A 13,199-nucleotide genomic window follows, 5' to 3' on the forward strand; every position below is an offset into this window, starting at 1 on the left:
AGCACCGGGATGGAGCACGGCACGGGCGCGGCACTGTCGGCTCCGGCACACCGTGCCGCATCGCATTTGACCCCCCGGACACGGTACGGTGTGAACAGGAAATAGTTGTCGAGACGACGCGGGGCCGCCGATTCCCCCGGCCGCCCCGCCCCTGTGCGAGGGGGTCGAGCCATGGGGCGCGGCCGAGCCAAGGCCAAGCAGACGAAAGTGGCCCGGGAGCTCAAGTACAGCACTCCCGCCACCGATTTCGAGGCCTTGCAGCGTGAGCTGTCGAGTAACTCCTCGAACGACAAGAGCGAGGACGACCAGCGGTACGGCGACGACCCGTACGACGACGGGTACGACGACTACCGACGTTGAGGCACGTGCTGATCTCGAGGGTGGGCAGCGGGGACGACCCGGAGCCCACCCTCGAGTCACGCGCGTACCGGTAACGGCGGGCGGACGGTGGCCCGGAAGCGAGCACGCGGTCGCCCACCCCGGTGCGCGGGGTGCCCGCTCCCGCGGAGTGGTCACCGAACGGCGGAGCCGGCGGCGGTTCCGCGACGGGCAGTGTCTGAACGGGAGAGCCTGAACGGGAGAGCGCAGTGGCGGACATTCAGCGAGTGGGCGTGGTCGGTGCCGGGCTGATGGGCTCGGGCATCGCCGAGGTGCACGCCAGGGCCGGCCTGGACGTGGCGGTCACCGAGGTCAACCAGCCGGCGCTGGACGCGGGCAGGGCACGGATCGAGAAGTCCCTGCGGCGCGGGGTGCGCAGCGGCAAGCTGTCCACCGAGGACGCCGACGCCGCGCTCGGCCGGATCACCTTCTCCACCGAGTTGGACGCGTTCGCCGACCGCGACCTCGTGATCGAGGCCGTGCTCGAGCAGGAGCAGGCCAAGGTCGAGGTGTTCCGCGCGCTGGACAAGGTGGTCACCCGGCCGGACGCGATCCTCGCCTCGAACACCTCGTCCATCCCGATCATGAAGCTGGGGATGGCGACCGAGCGGCCGAAACAGGTCATCGGCATCCACTTCTTCAACCCGGTGCCGGTGCTGCCGCTGGTGGAGCTGGTGCCGTCGCTGCTGACCGACGCCGAGACCGCCCGCAGGGCCGACGAGCACGTCACCACCGCGCTCGGCAAGACGGTGATCCGCTCGCAGGACCGGGCCGGGTTCGTCGTGAACGCGCTGCTGGTGCCGTACCTGCTCTCGGCTATCCGGATGCTGGAGTCCGGGTTCGCCTCCGCCGAGGACATCGACAGGGGCATGGAGTTGGGCACCGCGCACCCGATGGGGCCGCTGCGGCTGTCCGACCTGATCGGCCTGGACACCATCAAGGCCATCGCGGACTCGATGTACGCCGAGTTCAAGGAGCCGCTGTACTCGCCGCCGCCGCTGCTGCTGCGGATGGTCGACGCCGGGCTGCTCGGCAAGAAGACCGGCCGCGGGTTCCACAGCTACGACTAGCGGCCCCGCCCGGCGGACCGGTCGTTCCGGCAGGCTCTAGGCTGCCCGGCGATGGTTGAGCCAACGAGTGGGCAGGTGGTCGAGCAGTTGCGGGTCGGGCTGGTGGGCGGCGGCCCGTGGGCCACCTCCATCCACGCCCCCGGCCTCACCGAGCATCCGGGCACCCGGCTCGCCGCGGTGTGGACCCGGCGGCCGGAGGTGGCCAGGGAACTGGCCGAGCCCTATGCCGCGACGCCGTGCGCGAGCTTCGCCGAGCTGCTGGACCAGGTGGACGCGGTGGCGTTCGCGGTGCCCCCGCGGGCGCAGGCCGAGCTGGCGGTCCGGGCGGCGCGCGCCGGCAAGCACCTGATCCTGGAGAAGCCGGTCGCGGCCGACGTCGCGGGGGCCGAGGAGCTGGCCGCCGCGGTCGACGAGGCCGACGTGGTCGCGCTGGTGGTGCTGACCCTGCGGTTCGGCCTGCGGACGCGGGAGTGGCTGGTGGGGCTGGCCGAGGCGGGCGGTTGGCGCGGCGCCAGCGCGCGGTGGCTGTCCGGGGCGCTGCTCGGCGAGAAGTACGGCAACTCGGCGTGGCGGCAGGAGGACGGGGCGCTGGCCGACATCGGGCCGCACGTGCTGGACCTGCTGGACGCCGCGCTCGGCGAGATCACCGAGGTGCTCGCCGCGCACCGGAGCCCCGACGACCTGTGGCACCTGATGCTCGGCCACGCCGGCGGCGCGACCAGCACGGCGAGCATGTCGCTGCGGCTGCCGGTGCGGCCCACGGTGGTGGAGTTCGCGGTGTACGGCGAGCGGGGCTTCCGCGCGCTGGCCGGGCGCTCCGAGCCGGCGGAGGCCTACACCGCCCTCGTGGACGACTTCGCCGCCATGGTCGCCAGCGGCACCCGCACCCACCCCTGCGACATCCGCCGCGGCCTGCACCTGCAACGCCTCCTCGCCCAGGCCGCCCACCTCGCCGCCCGCTGACACCCTGATGCCCCGGCCCGGAACCAGGCCGAACTCGTGGGCATCGCCGAGCAGGAACCGAGCAAGAGCCGAGCAAGAGCCGGGCGAGACGCTCGGCCGGGCGCGGCCCACCGAGCGTCTCACCAACCTCGCCCGGCGCTACCGGGCCGCCACCAGGGCCAGGTGGCGGACGGCGTCGGCGATGCGCTCGCTGCTGTGCCCGTCCCCGAACGGGCACGGCAGGTCCGCGAGCCCGGCGCGACGGTCCTCGCCGTCGGCGAGCCAGCTCAGCGCGACCCCGGCGATGTCGTCGCGTGGCCCGACCAGCGCGCCGAACTCCCGCAGCACCTCCGGACGCTCCGTCGACCGCCGGACCACCAGGATCGGTCGCTTCAGCACCGTCGCCTCCTCCTGCACCGCGCCGGAGTCGGAGACCAGCAGCGCGGCGTGCCGGGCCAGCGCGAGAAACTCGGAGTGCCAGAGCGGGTTCACCACGCGCACGCCCATCCGCGCCGTCAGGACCCCCGCGCGGATCGCCGCCGCCCTGGTGCGCGGGGGCGCGGGCAGCACGACCGGATAGCCCGCGTCGGCGACCTCGGCGAGGTGGCTCATGATCGCGAACAGCGCCTCCTCGTCGTCGACGTTCTCCGACCGATCGAGGGTGGCCAGCACGTACCCGTCGGTCTCCAGACCCCACTTCCGCAGCAGGTTCAGCCTGGCCCGCTCGGGCATGAGCCGATGGTGCACGGCCTCGACGGTCGTGTCGCCGGTCAGCCGGATGTCCCGGCCGTCGAGTCCCTCGGCCCTGAGGTTGCCGACGTTGCCCTGGGTCGAGGCGCACAGCACGTCGGAGACCCGGTCCACCAGAACCCGGTTGTGCTCCTCGGGAAGGTCGAGGTCGTGGCACCGCAGCCCGGCCTCCACGTGCACCAGCGGGATCCCGTTCGAGTGGGCCGCGAGCGCGCCGGCGAGCGCGGTGTCGGTCGCGCCCCGCACGAGCACCACGTCCGGGCGGTCGGCGGCGAACAGTTGGTCCAGCCGCTCCAGCGCGAGGGCGATCCGACCCGCCCGGGCGTCGGCGCCGAGGTCGAGGCGGCTCCGCGGGTCGGTGAGCCCGTGCTCGGCGAAGAACACCTCGGAGATCCCCTGGGGGAAGCGCCGCCCGGTGCGCACCACCCTGGCCATGTCACCGAGCTCGCGGATGATCGGGGCGAGCTTGATGATCTCCGGCCCCGTCCCGAGGACCAGCGCGATACCGCCGGGGCGAGGCGGCGTGGCTACCGTCGCCGAGGTCGAGGCCGCGGGAACGATCGGCCGCTCGGCGTGCTGCAGGATTGCGGTCATCACCTTCTCCTTGGGTCGTGCGAAGTTGGTGCCTCGAGCACACCTCGGACGGGCGTGGACCCGCGTCGTCCCGCGGTGACAGGTCCCGCGTTCCTGTGGTCCCTGGTTGACACTTGACGGCACCAGCGGGGCCACCCAGTCGTGTCACGCGAGTCGCCGGGCCCCCACCGAGCTGATTCCATGGTGCGGGTGGTGGAGGGCTGGCAGCGCCTTTTCCGGTCACGGCGACACCGCAACGTCATGGCGGCGTTGGTGATCGCCGGCCCCGCCGTGGTCGGGCTGCTGACCGGCCTCCACCGCACGTCGCCGGCGTCATCCCTCCCCCTCTTCGCCGTGATCACGGCGCTGTGCGCGACCGTGGTCGGACTGTGGCGGCGGGAGCACGACTGGCTGGCCACGGTGGTCGCGTGCGGCACGTTCGTGGCAACGGACCTGCCCTACTCGCTCTACGTGATGACCTACTCGGTGACCAGGCGACGGCGCTGGGCGCCGGCCGCCGTGAGCGTGGCGGTGCTGCTGGCCTGGCCCGCGCACCAGGCGTTCTTCGCGCCGATCACCGCTCCCGGTCGCCTGCTCGAGTTCGAGGGCAGCCTGCCCGCCGGCGGGATCAACGGGCTGGTCTACTGGTCGCTGGCCGCGGTGGCCCCCTTCGTCATGGGCCTGGCGAAGAACAGCCTCGAGGAAGCGTCGATCGAGCGGGAACAGCACGCCGCGCAGGCGGCGGAACGGCAGCAACGGCTCCGGGAGAGCACGCTCAGGGAGCGCGGCCTGGCCGAACGAGCCCGCCTGGCCTCGATGATGCACGACGGGGTCGGCCACCACGTCAGCGTGATGGTGAGCATGGCGGGCGCGATCAGCGTCGACCCCGCGGCCACCGGGTCGATCACGCAGCGCTGCGAGCTGATCGTGAGCGTCGGCCGGAAAACCATCGAGCAGCTCGGGGAGGTGCTCGACGTGCTGTCCACGGCGGCCGAGGAGACGAACGGCGGCGTCCCGCGGTTCGGGATCGGGGACATCGAGGAGCTGGTCCGGGACTACCGGTCGCTCGGCGTCGAGGTGACCTACTCGGCCGTCGAGCCCCCGGTCGAGATGGGCGACGGGACGACCGAGGACCTGTGCTACCGCATCGTCCGGGAGGCGCTGACGAACGTGCTGCGGCACACCAGCGTGCCGCGGGCCGACATCGAGCTCAGGTGCGCGGCCGACGAGGTGCTGCTGACGGTGACCAACCCGCTCGCTCCGGAGGACCAGGCGTCCCTCCCCGGAACCGGCCGCGGCCTCCGGCTGCTCACCGAGGAGGTGGTGCGGGAAGGCGGCGTGCTCACCGCCGCGCCCTCGGCCGACGCCGCCCGTTTCGTGTTGCGCGCCGAGCTGCCGCGGTGGCCACGCGGTCGCGACGCCGAGGAGCGCGTGGGACCATCGGAAGATGATCCGGGTGGTTGTCGTCGACGACCAGGCCCTGATCCGCGCCGGAACGAGGGCGATCCTGGAGTCCGCGGAGGACATCGAGGTGGTCGGTGAGGCGGCTGACGGCGCCGACGCGGTCGCGGTCTGCCGCGAGCGCCGGCCCGACGTGGTGCTGATGGACCTGCGGATGCCCCGGGTGGACGGCGTGACCGCCACCGCGCAGCTGAAGAAGGACCCCGCGCCACCGCTCGTGTTGGCGCTGACCACCTTCAACGACGACCAGCTCATGATCGACGCGCTGACGTCGGGTGCGGACGGGTTCCTGCTCAAGCAGCTCACGCCGAGAGAGTTGATGAGCGCGATCCGCGCGGTGAACGGTGGAGCCTCGGTGGTGAACACCGAGCTCAGCAGGCGCATCCTCACCCGCATCTCGGGCGGCGACGCCGCGTCGACCGCCTTCCCGGATGCCGCCAACCGGCTCCACCTGCTCAGCGAACGCGAGCGCGAGGTACTCGGTCAGGTCGGCCTCGGCCTGGACAACGCGGAGATCGCCGAGCGCCTGCACATGAGCGTGTCGACGGTCAAGACCTACGTCTCCCGAGGGTTGACGAAGCTGCGGCTGGACAACCGCGTTCAGGCCGCCCTGCTCGCCAACCAGCTGCGGCTGACGACGACCGACCACACCGGTCGGCCGCGCGGAACCTGAATGAGGGCCACCCGTCCGGACGTGGCCGGGGCGGGTGGCCTTTCGTGCCTTCGCTCAGGCGTCGGCGTGTTCCCGGTCCGGGCTGTCGGGGGTCCGGCTGCGGACGACGCGGCGCAGCAGGGGCCACGCCAGGATCACCGCCACCACCACGTACACCACCACCGCGAACGGTGAGCTCACCAGGCCGACGAGGTCGCCGTCGCTGATCTGCAGCGCCCGGCGCATGTTCTGCTCGGCGGCCGGGCCGAGGATCACCCCGATGATCGCCGGCAGCACCGGCAGCCCGAACCGCCGCATGGCGAACCCGAGCAACCCGATCACGAACAGCAGCAGCAGGTCGAGCACCTCACCGCCCACCGCGTAGGCGCCGACGCTGGCGAAGAACAGGATGCCCGCGTACAGGTACGGCCGCGGGATGTGGAGCAGCTTCGCCCACAGCGGCGCCAGCGGCAGGTTGATCACCAGCAGCAGCACCAGCCCGACGAACAGGCTCGCGATCAGCGCCCACACCAGCCCGGCCTCGTTCTGGAACAGCAGCGGCCCCGGCTGGATGCCGTACTGCCGGAACGCCGCGAGCATCACCGCGGCCACCGCCGTGGTCGGCAGGCCCAGCGTCAGCATCGTGACGAGCGTGCCGGCCGCGGACGCGCTCGCCGTCGACTCCGGCCCGGCCACGCCCTCGATGGCGCCCTTACCCCAGTCGTCCCTGCGCCGGGACAGCCGCTTCTCGGTGACGTAGGACAGGAACGTCGGGATCTCCGCGCCGCCGGCCGGGATCGCGCCGAACGGGAACCCGATCAGCGGCCCGCGCAGCCACGGCTTCCACGTGCGCCGCAGGTCGGCGCGGCCGAGCCACGGCTGCCCCACCGGGATCGGCCGGTCGTGCCGGTGCCGCAGGTGCGCGGCCACCCACAGCGACTCGCCCACCGCGAACAGCCCCACGGCGACGATCACGATGTCGATGCCGTCGGACAGGTGCAGCGAGCCGAACGTCAACCGCGACTGCCCGGTCATCTCGTCCAGGCCAACCAGCCCGATGGTGAGCCCGAGCAGCAGCGACGCGACCCCGCGCAGCCGGGACCGACCCAGCACCGAGGTCACCGCGATGAACGCCAGCACCATGACCGCGAAGTAGTCCGCGGCGCCGAGGTCCACCGCGAACCGGGCGACCGTCGGCGCGAGCAGCACCAGCGCCAGCGTGCCGATCATGCCGCCGACGAAGTTGCCGATCGCCGCCGCGGCCAGTGCCTGCGCGCCCCGGCCCCGCTTGGCCATCGGGTTGCCCTCGATGGCGGTGACCACCGAGGCGCTCTCCCCCGGCGTGTTCAGCAGGATCGACGTGGTGGAGCCGCCGAACATGCCGCCGTAGTAGATGCCGGCGAACATGATGAACGCGCTGGTGGCGTCGAGCCCGAAGGTCATCGGCAGCAGCAGGGCCACCGCCATCGCCGGGCCGATCCCGGGCAGCACGCCGATCGCGGTGCCGAGGATGACGCCGATCGCGGCGAAGAGCAGGTTCTGCGGGGTCAGCGCGGTGCCGAAGCCCTCGACGAGCAGGGAGAGATCCATCTAGAGCACCTCCATCAGCGGCCCACCGGGCAGCGGCACGCCGAGCAGCTCGTTGAAGAGCACCCAGGTGAGCACCGCGACCACCGCGGCGACCAGCGGGTCACGGACGAGGTTGCGGCTGCCGAGCGCGTAGCAGGCGCCCCAGAACAGCACCGCCGACGAGATCGGGAAGCCGACGAGGTCGATCAGCGCCGCGTTGGCGAGGAACGCCCCGGCCAGCAGCAACACCGTCCGCCAGTCGGTCGGCGTCCGGAGGTCGACGTCCTCCCCGGCCTCGGCCGCGCCGCGCCCGCCGCGCAGCACGTCGCGGGCCAGCAGCACCGACACCAGGAGCAGCAGCGACCCCACCACCACGGGCATGGCCTTCGGGCCGATCGGGCCGCGTTGGGTGAAGTCGGTGGGCATGGTCAGCGCGTCGGTGAGCACCAGCACGCCCAGCGCGAACAGCAGCACGCAGATGCCCAGCTCGGCCCTCGACCGCCAGCCGGTGGCGCCGCCCTCTCGCCTTTTCGATGGCTCCGGTGACTCCAGTGTGGCCATTCGCGCGCTCATGCCAGCCCCAACTCCTTCAGCACCGACGCGACCCTGTCGTTCTCCGCGGCCAGGAACGCGCCGAACTCCTCGCCGGGCAGGAACGCCGGCGTCCAGCCATTGAGCCGCAGCGCCTCCTGCCACTGGGGGGTCTCCTGCATCCGGGTGAACAGGGTGACCAGCTTCTCCCGGTCCTTGTCGCTCAGCCCGGGCGGCGCGACGACACCGCGCCAGTTCGTGAAGCTGACATCCACCCCGGACTCCCGCAGCGTGGGCGCGTCGATGCCGGGCACGCGCTCCGGGCTGGTCACCGCGAGCGGACGCAGCTCGCCGGCGGCGATCTGGTCGCGGGTCTCGCCGATGCCGGACACCCCGAAGGCAACCTCGCCGCCGAGCACCGACGCCATCAGCTCGCCGCCACCGTCGTACTGCACGTAGTTGACGTCGGTTGGGGCGATCCCGACGGCCTCGGCCATCAGCATCGGGGCGAGATGGTCGGGCCCTCCTGGCGAGGAGCCGCCGCCCACCTGCACCGCGCCCGGGTCGGCCCGCCACGCCTCGACCAGCTGGCCGATGTCCTGGTACGGCGAGTCCTTGCCGACCACGACGATGTCGGCCTCCTCGGTGAGCCGGGCGATCGGCGTGGTGTCGGCCAGCGACGCCGGGGAGGAGTTCGTGTAGACCGAGCCGACCACGCCCAGCCCCATCGACATGGCCAGCTTGCCGTTGCCGCGCTCGTTGACCAGCCGACCGAGGCCGACGGTGCCGCCGGCGCCGGGCAGGTTGAACACCTCGACGTTGCCGTTGAGCTCGGCGTCCTCGATGGCCTTCGCCGCGTTGCGGGCGGTGAGGTCGTAGCCGCCGCCGGGCGAGTTGGGCACCATGAACCGCAGGCCGCGGATCTGGCTGCCGGTGTCCTCGTCACCTCCCGCGGAGACCAGCGGCGGCACCAGCAGCACCAGCAATGCCGCACCCAGCACCGCGAGCCAGGTTCTCGGGTTCCTCATTCGACGCACCTCGGTGTGCTCGTGGATGTGCCGCCGGCCGCGGGGGCCGGCTGGTCGCAGAATGCTGCCCGGCTCGTGCGGCCGTGTCTCGCTTGCGCGCCTTTTGCGCACTTGTGTTCTTTGTGGTCACGATCCGGTCCGCGACGAAAGTGTCATAGTGGGACGTTCGACGTGACGCGGGAGGTGCGGCGTGGGTGGTCGGGGCTCACTGGCCCGGCAGCTGCTCGGCTGGCAACTCGCGATCGTGTTCGCCCTGCTCGGCTGCGTGGTGACGTTCTCGGTGATCCAGACCGGCAAGAGCTTCGCCGACACCGAGGGCCGGCGGCTGCTGTCGGTCGCGGAGAACGTCGCCGCCACCCCCGGCGTGCGGGTCAGCCTGGCCGATCCGGTGAACCGCGACCCGCTGCCGATCTTCGCGGAGAGCGCGCGCAGCCTCTCCGGCGCCGACTCGGTGATCATCGCCGCGCCGGACCGCCGGGTGCTCACCTCGCCCGACCCGCGGCAACTGCGCGGTGAGCTGCCGCTCGGCGCGAGCACGGTGGAGCAGGGGCGCGCGTGGGTCGGTGAGGTGGACGGCTACCTAGTGGCGCACGTGCCGGTGATCGGCGACGGCGGCCGGATCATCGGGATCGTCGCGGCCGGCACGGAGCAGCCGGGGTTCTTCGAGGGCATCGCCAACTCGCCGGGCAACGCGCTGGCCCTGCTCGGCATCGCGACGGTGATCGGCGTGGCCGGATCGGTGCTGGTCACCTGGCGGGTGAAGCGGCAGACGCTCGGGCTGGAGCCGAGGGAGATCACCGGGCTGGTGGAGCACCGGGAAGCGTTGCTGCACGGCATCAAGGAGGGCGTGCTCGCGCTCGACGAGCACCACCGGATCACCCTGGTCAACGACAAGGCGCGGGAGCTGCTCGCGCTGCCGGGGGACAGCGTCGGCGCGCAGGTCACCGAGCTGGACCTGAACGAGCGGCTGCGCGACGTGCTCACCGGGCGGGCGCACGGCACCGACCAGATCGTGCTGCGCGCCGGCAGGGTGCTGGTGATGAACCGGATGCCGATCTCTCGGGACGGTCGGGTGATCGGCGCGGTGGTGACCCTGCGGGACCGCACCGAGCTGGTCGCGCTGCGCGAGGAGCTGGCGGCGAACTCGCGGGCCACCGACACGCTGCGCGCGCAGGCGCACGAGTTCACCAACCGGCTGCACACCATCGCCGGGCTGATCGAGCTGGGCGAGTACGCCGAGGTGCGCAACTACGTCGACCTGGTCAGCAGGGCGCACGGCGAGTGGCACGACCAGGTGACCGGCCGGATCGAGGACCCGGCGGTGGCCGCGCTGCTGATCGCCAAGGCCAGCCTGGCCGCCGAGCAGGGTGTCGGGCTGCGGCTGACCGAGGGCAGCCGGCTGGCGGCGGTGGACGAGCGGCTGTCGGCGGACCTGGTGACCGTGGTCGGCAACCTGGTGGACAACGCGCTGGACGCGCTGCGCGCGCTGGGCGGCGGCTCCCGGGACGGCTCCGGCGACTGGATCGAGGTGGAGATCCGGCAGACCGACGCCGAGGTGTCGGTGGTGGTGCGCGACTCCGGCCCCGGGGTGGCGCCGGAGATCGTCACCGAGGTGTTCGCCCACGGGTTCACCACGAAGGCCGCGGAGGACGGTGGGCCGCGCGGGCTCGGGCTGGCCATCACCCGGCAGATCTGCCGGCGGCGCGGCGGGACGGTGCGGGTGCACAACGCCGAGTGCTCCGAGCCGCACGGCGGCCCGGGGCCCTTCGACGGGAAAGAGCGCCTCGGGGCTGGGTTGGACGCGCCCCTCGACGGTGGGAAGTGCCTCGGGGCGGTCTTCACGGCGGTGCTGCCGTACGCGCGGGCGGGGGCCGCGCGGTGATCCGGGTGCTCGTGGTGGACGACGACTTCATGGTCGCCAAGGTCCACAGTGGATACGTGGCGCGGACGCCGGGGTTCACCGTGGTCGGCGTCGCGCACACCGGCGCCGACGTGGTGCGGGCGGTCCGTGACCTGCGGCCCGACCTGGTGCTGCTGGACATCTACCTGCCCGACCTCGACGGCATCGCGGTGCTCAGGGAGCTGCGCGCCGATCCGGCCACCGTCGACACCGACGTCATGGTGATCACCGCGGCGCGGGACGTGGACACCATCCGAGGCGCGCTGCGCGGCGGCGCGCTGCACTACCTGATCAAGCCGTTCTCCCAGGCGGCGCTGCGCGAGCAGCTCGAGCACTTCGGGTCGATGCACGAGAAGCTGAACCGGCTCTCCGCGCGGGAGGTGGCCGGGCAGCGGGACGTGGACGCGGTGTTCGGCGCCCGGCCGCGGACGGCCGGGGTGTTGCCGAAGGGGCTCACCGAGCAGACCGCGGAGCTGGTGCGGGAGGCGCTGCGGGCGCATCCGGACGGGTTGTCGGCCAGCGAGTGCGCGCGGGTCACCGAGCTGTCCCGGCCGAGCGCGCGGCGGTACCTGGAGCACTTCGTCGGCACCGGGCAGGCGGAGGTGCGACTGCGCTACGGCGGCACCGGCCGCCCCGAGCGCCAGTACCACTGGCGGGGTTGAGCCGGAGCCAGCCCCCAGGAGCGCCGGCTCCAGCCTGCTGAGGCCGGCCCGACCTGGGGTGGGGCCACCACGGCGCCGGTGAGCCGCGCCGCCCCGGCTACCATGCCCCGGTAAATGCCACCGGACCCCGTGGTCGCGCTCGACGCGCCCGCACCGTGCGGCGTCGCCGTCGCCGCATGGCAGGGGTCGTCGGGGCTGGTGGTCGATGGCGTGCTGGGGTGGCCCGACGTGCTCAAGGACTTGGCCGTGCTGGAGCGGCGTGGTGTCGCCGTGCCCGTGGAGGACCGGGCGCGGCACCTGCGGTGGATCCGGCTCTCACTGGCCTCGCTGGTGGCGACCGTCCCGGCGTTCGTGGTGCTCTTCGGCGGGTTCCTGGACCTGCACGTCTACCGCACCGGCGGCTACGCGTGGCTGCACGGTGTCGGGCTGTACTCGGAGCGCTTCCCGGACCTCGTGCCGGGAATGCGACTGCCGTTCACGTATCCGCCGTTCGCGGCGATCCTGTTCGCGCCGATGTCGCTGCTGCCGTGGCAGGTGGCCAAGGCGGTGCTCACCCTCGTCAGCGTCCTGGCGCTGCTGGCGACCGCGCTGGTCGTCGCCGGGCGGTTGCACGGGCGGACCAGCCGGGCCGTCGTGGTGGCGTGCGCGGTCACCGCGGCGTGGTTCGCGTTCGAGCCGGTGCGGCAGACGGTCGGCTTCGGTCAGGTCAATCTGATCCTGATGGCCCTGGTCACGCTCGACTGCCTGCTGCCCCGCACCCGGTGGCCGCGCGGGCTGCTGATCGGGCTGGCCGCGGCGGTGAAGCTGACGCCGGCGGTGTTCGTGCTGTTCTTCCTGGTCCGCCGGCAGTACCGGGCGGCGGTGGTCGCGGTCGGGTCGTTCGTCGGGTTCGGCCTGCTGGGGCTCGCGCTCGCGCCGTCGGACACGGTGACGTACTGGTTCGACTCGCTGCTCGACCCCGAGCGGATCGGCGGGCTGGCGTACGCGTTCAACCAGTGCTTCCGCGGCGTGCTGCACCGGTTCGTGGCCGACACCCCGGCGGAGTCGGTGCTGTGGATCGGGCTGGTGGCCGCGTCCGGCGCGGTGGCATGGGTCGCGGCCCGGCGGGCGCGGTCCGACGTGGTGGCGTTGCTGGTGGTCGCCGTGTGGGGGCTGCTGGCCTCGCCGGTGAGCTGGTCACACCACTGGGTGTGGGTGGTGCCGGCGGCGCTGGTGCTGGCGCCGGTGGCGGCGCGGGCCGGGACGGCGGTGCGCGTGGCGCTGGCGGTGGCGGCGCTCGTGTTCGTGGTCGGGCCGCACGCGCACCTGCCGCAGACCGGCGACGTCGAGATGCGCTGGACGTGGTGGCAGCACCTGCTCGGATCGAGCTACGTGCTGGCCGCGGTGGCCTTCCTCGTGGTCCTCGCCGTCCGCCCGCTCCCGACTCAGCGGCTGAGCGCCACCAGGAACTGACGCCACGCGGCGGCGCGGACCACCAGCACGCCGCCCCCGGGGTCCTTGGAGTCCCGCACGCCCACGACCTTTTCGGTCACCGCCACCTCGACACAAGCAGGACCATCCGCACTGCTGTACGAGCTCTTGCCCCAAGCGCCAGAGGCAAACGCCACCTCGACGCAGTTGGCTTGGTCGCTGCTGTAGGAGCTCTTGCACCAGGTGACAGAGCCGAGGTCACTCGTGTCCATG

The 13,199-nt window shown here is 72.7% G+C and carries 13 protein-coding genes; 8 read left to right on the forward strand and 5 right to left on the reverse strand.

Annotated features, from left to right (window positions below; genetic code table 11):
• Nucleotides 1-171 precede the first annotated feature (171 nt).
• The 3 genes from BM051_RS10820 (at nt 172) to BM051_RS10830 (ending at nt 2,411) form a co-directional block, all read left to right on the forward strand.
• Nucleotides 172-360 (forward strand): DUF3073 domain-containing protein, encoded by a 189-nt coding sequence (locus BM051_RS10820; protein WP_092529945.1) that lies wholly within the window; start codon nt 172-174, stop codon nt 358-360.
• Nucleotides 361-587: 227 nt separating this feature from the next.
• Nucleotides 588-1,448 (forward strand): 3-hydroxybutyryl-CoA dehydrogenase, encoded by an 861-nt coding sequence (locus BM051_RS10825; protein ID WP_092529946.1) that lies wholly within the window; start codon nt 588-590, stop codon nt 1,446-1,448.
• Nucleotides 1,449-1,499: 51 nt separating this feature from the next.
• Nucleotides 1,500-2,411 carry a Gfo/Idh/MocA family protein gene (locus BM051_RS10830; RefSeq protein ID WP_092529947.1) on the forward strand — a complete coding sequence of 304 codons (912 nt, stop codon included), beginning with the start codon at nt 1,500-1,502 and terminating at the stop codon, nt 2,409-2,411.
• Between the two features lie 138 nt (nt 2,412-2,549).
• Here the strand turns inward: BM051_RS10830 and wecB are convergent, their stop codons facing one another.
• Nucleotides 2,550-3,734 carry a non-hydrolyzing UDP-N-acetylglucosamine 2-epimerase gene (wecB, locus tag BM051_RS10835; protein ID WP_092529948.1) on the reverse strand — a complete coding sequence of 395 codons (1,185 nt, stop codon included), beginning with the start codon at nt 3,732-3,734 and terminating at the stop codon, nt 2,550-2,552.
• Between the two features lie 180 nt (nt 3,735-3,914).
• Here wecB and BM051_RS10840 point away from each other — a divergent pair, with 180 nt between their 5' ends.
• Together BM051_RS10840 and BM051_RS10845 are read left to right on the forward strand one after the other, a co-directional pair.
• Nucleotides 3,915-5,255: a sensor histidine kinase gene (locus BM051_RS10840; protein ID WP_092529949.1), complete on the forward strand. Its 1,341-nt coding sequence runs from the start codon at nt 3,915-3,917 to the stop codon at nt 5,253-5,255.
• Nucleotides 5,161-5,847 carry a response regulator transcription factor gene (locus BM051_RS10845; protein ID WP_092529950.1) on the forward strand — a complete coding sequence of 229 codons (687 nt, stop codon included), beginning with the start codon at nt 5,161-5,163 and terminating at the stop codon, nt 5,845-5,847. Before BM051_RS10840 ends, BM051_RS10845 begins: the two co-directional genes overlap by 95 nt.
• Before the next feature lie 54 nt (nt 5,848-5,901).
• Here BM051_RS10845 and BM051_RS10850 read toward each other — a convergent pair whose 3' ends face one another.
• From BM051_RS10850 to BM051_RS10860, 3 genes are read right to left on the reverse strand one after another with little or no spacing between them, the layout of a single operon-like run.
• Complete coding sequence (locus BM051_RS10850; RefSeq protein ID WP_092529951.1) at nt 5,902-7,416, reverse strand: tripartite tricarboxylate transporter permease; 1,515 nt, start codon at nt 7,414-7,416, stop codon at nt 5,902-5,904.
• Nucleotides 7,417-7,956 (reverse strand): tripartite tricarboxylate transporter TctB family protein, encoded by a 540-nt coding sequence (locus tag BM051_RS10855; protein WP_092529952.1) that lies wholly within the window; start codon nt 7,954-7,956, stop codon nt 7,417-7,419. It lies immediately after the preceding gene.
• 8 nt (nt 7,957-7,964) lie between these two features.
• On the reverse strand, nt 7,965-8,954 hold the full coding sequence (locus BM051_RS10860) for a Bug family tripartite tricarboxylate transporter substrate binding protein (RefSeq protein ID WP_092529953.1): 990 nt from the start codon (nt 8,952-8,954) through the stop codon (nt 7,965-7,967).
• 190 nt (nt 8,955-9,144) lie between these two features.
• Between BM051_RS10860 and BM051_RS10865 the strand changes: the two genes are divergently transcribed.
• From BM051_RS10865 to BM051_RS10875, 3 genes are all read left to right on the forward strand, one after another.
• Complete coding sequence (locus tag BM051_RS10865; RefSeq protein WP_092529954.1) at nt 9,145-10,836, forward strand: sensor histidine kinase; 1,692 nt, start codon at nt 9,145-9,147, stop codon at nt 10,834-10,836.
• On the forward strand, nt 10,833-11,516 hold the full coding sequence (locus BM051_RS10870) for a response regulator (protein ID WP_092529955.1): 684 nt from the start codon (nt 10,833-10,835) through the stop codon (nt 11,514-11,516). The genes BM051_RS10865 and BM051_RS10870 overlap by 4 nt, the downstream gene beginning before the upstream one ends.
• Before the next feature lie 114 nt (nt 11,517-11,630).
• Entirely contained in the window at nt 11,631-12,968 is a 1,338-nt protein-coding gene (locus BM051_RS10875) for a glycosyltransferase 87 family protein (RefSeq protein WP_092529956.1), read from the forward strand.
• Here the strand turns inward: BM051_RS10875 and BM051_RS10880 are convergent.
• Nucleotides 12,941-13,198 carry a DUF397 domain-containing protein gene (locus BM051_RS10880; RefSeq protein ID WP_092529957.1) on the reverse strand — a complete coding sequence of 86 codons (258 nt, stop codon included), beginning with the start codon at nt 13,196-13,198 and terminating at the stop codon, nt 12,941-12,943. The genes BM051_RS10875 and BM051_RS10880 overlap by 28 nt on opposite strands.
• Nucleotide 13,199: the final 1 nt, after the last annotated feature.

The sequence above is a fragment of the Amycolatopsis arida genome (assembly GCF_900115565.1).
GTDB classification, from domain to species: domain Bacteria; phylum Actinomycetota; class Actinomycetes; order Mycobacteriales; family Pseudonocardiaceae; genus Yuhushiella; species Yuhushiella arida.

Coding starts and splice junctions, on each gene's coding strand:
- wecB (WP_092529948.1), bottom strand. CDS start 3,734: ATGACCGCAATCCTGCAGCACGCCGAGCGGCCGATCGTTCCCGCGGCC.
- BM051_RS10860 (WP_092529953.1), bottom strand. CDS start 8,954: ATGAGGAACCCGAGAACCTGGCTCGCGGTGCTGGGTGCGGCATTGCTG.
- BM051_RS10845 (WP_092529950.1), top strand. CDS start 5,161: ATGATCCGGGTGGTTGTCGTCGACGACCAGGCCCTGATCCGCGCCGGA.
- BM051_RS10855 (WP_092529952.1), bottom strand. CDS start 7,956: ATGGCCACACTGGAGTCACCGGAGCCATCGAAAAGGCGAGAGGGCGGC.
- BM051_RS10840 (WP_092529949.1), top strand. CDS start 3,915: ATGGTGCGGGTGGTGGAGGGCTGGCAGCGCCTTTTCCGGTCACGGCGA.
- BM051_RS10880 (WP_092529957.1), bottom strand. CDS start 13,198: ATGGACACGAGTGACCTCGGCTCTGTCACCTGGTGCAAGAGCTCCTAC.
- BM051_RS10820 (WP_092529945.1), top strand. CDS start 172: ATGGGGCGCGGCCGAGCCAAGGCCAAGCAGACGAAAGTGGCCCGGGAG.
- BM051_RS10875 (WP_092529956.1), top strand. CDS start 11,631: ATGCCACCGGACCCCGTGGTCGCGCTCGACGCGCCCGCACCGTGCGGC.
- BM051_RS10850 (WP_092529951.1), bottom strand. CDS start 7,416: ATGGATCTCTCCCTGCTCGTCGAGGGCTTCGGCACCGCGCTGACCCCG.
- BM051_RS10830 (WP_092529947.1), top strand. CDS start 1,500: ATGGTTGAGCCAACGAGTGGGCAGGTGGTCGAGCAGTTGCGGGTCGGG.